Origin of the sequence: Prevotella sp. TF12-30 (genome assembly GCF_003436715.1) — a bacterium.
In the GTDB taxonomy this organism is placed as follows: Bacteria; Bacteroidota; Bacteroidia; order Bacteroidales; family Bacteroidaceae; genus Prevotella; species Prevotella copri_A.
In genome coordinates this window covers 2,120-4,184 of the sequence record NZ_QSQJ01000062.1, presented here as the reverse complement: position 1 = coordinate 4,184, position 2,065 = coordinate 2,120, and the positions used below count along the sequence as shown (strand labels likewise).

The 2,065-nt window shown below is 38.7% G+C and carries 2 protein-coding genes and 1 pseudogene; 1 reads left to right on the top strand and 2 read right to left on the bottom strand.

The annotated features are described in order from the left end of the window. Window positions 1-483 precede the first annotated feature (483 nt). Window positions 484-1,152 (top strand): ISAzo13 family transposase, encoded by a 669-nt coding sequence (locus DXD25_RS15300; protein ID WP_367379919.1) that lies wholly within the window; start codon window positions 484-486, stop codon window positions 1,150-1,152. A 69-nt stretch (window positions 1,153-1,221) separates the two neighbouring features. Here the strand turns inward: DXD25_RS15300 and DXD25_RS15295 are convergent. Together DXD25_RS15295 and DXD25_RS15290 are read right to left on the bottom strand one after the other, a co-directional pair. Beyond that, window positions 1,222-1,368, bottom strand: a pseudogene (locus DXD25_RS15295) (N-acetyltransferase); the annotation flags it as partial. A 2-nt stretch (window positions 1,369-1,370) separates the two neighbouring features. Next, window positions 1,371-1,991 carry a CatA-like O-acetyltransferase, family 2 gene (locus DXD25_RS15290; protein WP_117664260.1) on the bottom strand — a complete coding sequence of 207 codons (621 nt, stop codon included), beginning with the start codon at window positions 1,989-1,991 and terminating at the stop codon, window positions 1,371-1,373. Window positions 1,992-2,065 lie beyond the last annotated feature (74 nt).

The window sequence follows — 2,065 nt, the reverse complement described above, 5'->3', positions numbered from 1 at the left end:
TTTACAAGCAAAATCCCACTAAACCCTATAGGTTGCGGATTTGAGGGTAAGACTAATTGTTAAATATATATCAGTTGTTTGTCGTAGCTCATATATCCAAATAAAAAGTAAAACCTCATCTTAGTACACATCGTTGAGAGGAGTGGTGGGATTTATAGCTACAAAAATGTGGCTTTAATTCGCCTTCTCCAAATATTTTCTAAGAAACCAGCTTATCGGGTAGAGAATTTTACGCAAAAGTTCTAAATTCCATAAATTTCTCCTATATAGTCATGGGATATTTAGAAAAATATCGTATCTTTGTCCCCGAATTGAGGCGTTCTTTGCATATTGCAAAATACAGAAACGAGCAGAAGTCCGCTCGTTTCCATATTGTTACCTATATAATATAGGCAAACGACCAACTTCTTGATTTTCAATCAAAGTCCAATTTAGAGCGAGTTAGAAAATCCAAGAAATTCGTTCGGAGGTGAAACTTATGGCATCCCAATATTCAGTATTGACACAAAGAAGAAGGAGATGATTGGCAACTTCAAACGTCAAGGCACAGTCTCTTGCAAGAGGAAGCCTAAGGCTTATGACCATGATCTCAAGAGCTTTTCGGATGGAATCATAGTCCCTTATGGCATCTATGATGTTGGAGCTAATACTGGCTATTTAACATTGGGGGTTAGCCATGACACCGCTGAGTTTGTCTGTGACAATTTCATTCATATTTGGCAACAATTCCTACAATGGAAATACCCAAATGCCCACACAATCTGTATTCTCTGTGATGGTGGCGGTTCTAATGCATGTTCGCACCATATAGTAAAACAAGCTTTGATGAAGTTGGCTTCAACCATAGGGGTAAATATCATCATGGTACATTACCCTCCATATTGCTCCAAATACAATCCTATAGAGCATTGCATGTTTGGACCAATTTCAAGAAGTTGGAGTGGCGCACCACTCTTGTCCATTGAGAATGCAAGAACGAGAGCAGAGGCTACCGTCACAAAGAAAGGACTCTCCATTATCGCTACAATAAATCAAAGAACGTATGAAACGAAAAGACCCATTGAAGAATCTTACGAATCAAACAAGAGCAAACGTATCATTTTTGATGATGAGCTCTCCAAATGGAACTATCTCGTCAAATGTTGCTCTTAACCGCAGAAAACTACAGAAGTTATTTTTTACATATTACATAATCCGGATTTTTGTCTAATTTTTCCTGTATATTTTTTTGTTTTTGTTTTCCACAGATGTATGAGGAGGCCATCCTGCAATAGGGCCGATAGCTGGAACTTTAGCATAATTATAAAGAGACTCTGCATCGTGTTCTGTCCAGGAACGAAGTATCAATCTTTGTTTTTCCATATTCATCGCTACACAAGTAATTTATTGATTTCCTGCTGCAGGCAATCCAGGAACTTTGCAGCATGTGCCCCGTCCATTTGAGTGTGGTGGAATTGGAATGAAACCGTTAGTGTCGTTCTGAAGAAACCTTTATGGTACTTGCCCCATATCATAAACGGATTGTTGAAGATACCGCTGTACATACCTACCGCACCGTCAATTTCATATTGGGCCAGTGCGGAAGTCCCTATTACCATGCTTTCTGTCAAATCGTGGTTCTCACAGCTTCGGGCTACTTCCGTTGTCAATTTCAGATAATCTTCATTGAATAGCTGCAAATCATCAGAAAACGGCACATCACATGAACTGACCTCATTGTCCTTGTTCATAACAATGGTATTAACCGCAATAGCATCATATTGCATCAATTTGTCTCCGACAGGCAGCATATAAAATTCCTTGATACTGCTTGCCGCTTTGCCGATGCACCAGCACATCAGCATATTGAATTTCATACCTGACTTTTTGCTGATTTTAACAAGACGACTGACATCCAAAATCTTGAAAAACGTAACCATTGGCATCGGGGCTTTCATCCAAAGCTCAAATGCATATGCACGGGTGGTTTCTTTGGGATTTATTTCTCTCATAGTGCTTAACTTCATATTTTTATCGTTTTTATACTACAAAAATAACGTTTTATTTTGATAATCCATCCTAATCC

Coding starts and splice junctions, on each gene's coding strand:
- DXD25_RS15290 (WP_117664260.1), bottom strand. CDS start 1,991: ATGAGAGAAATAAATCCCAAAGAAACCACCCGTGCATATGCATTTGAG.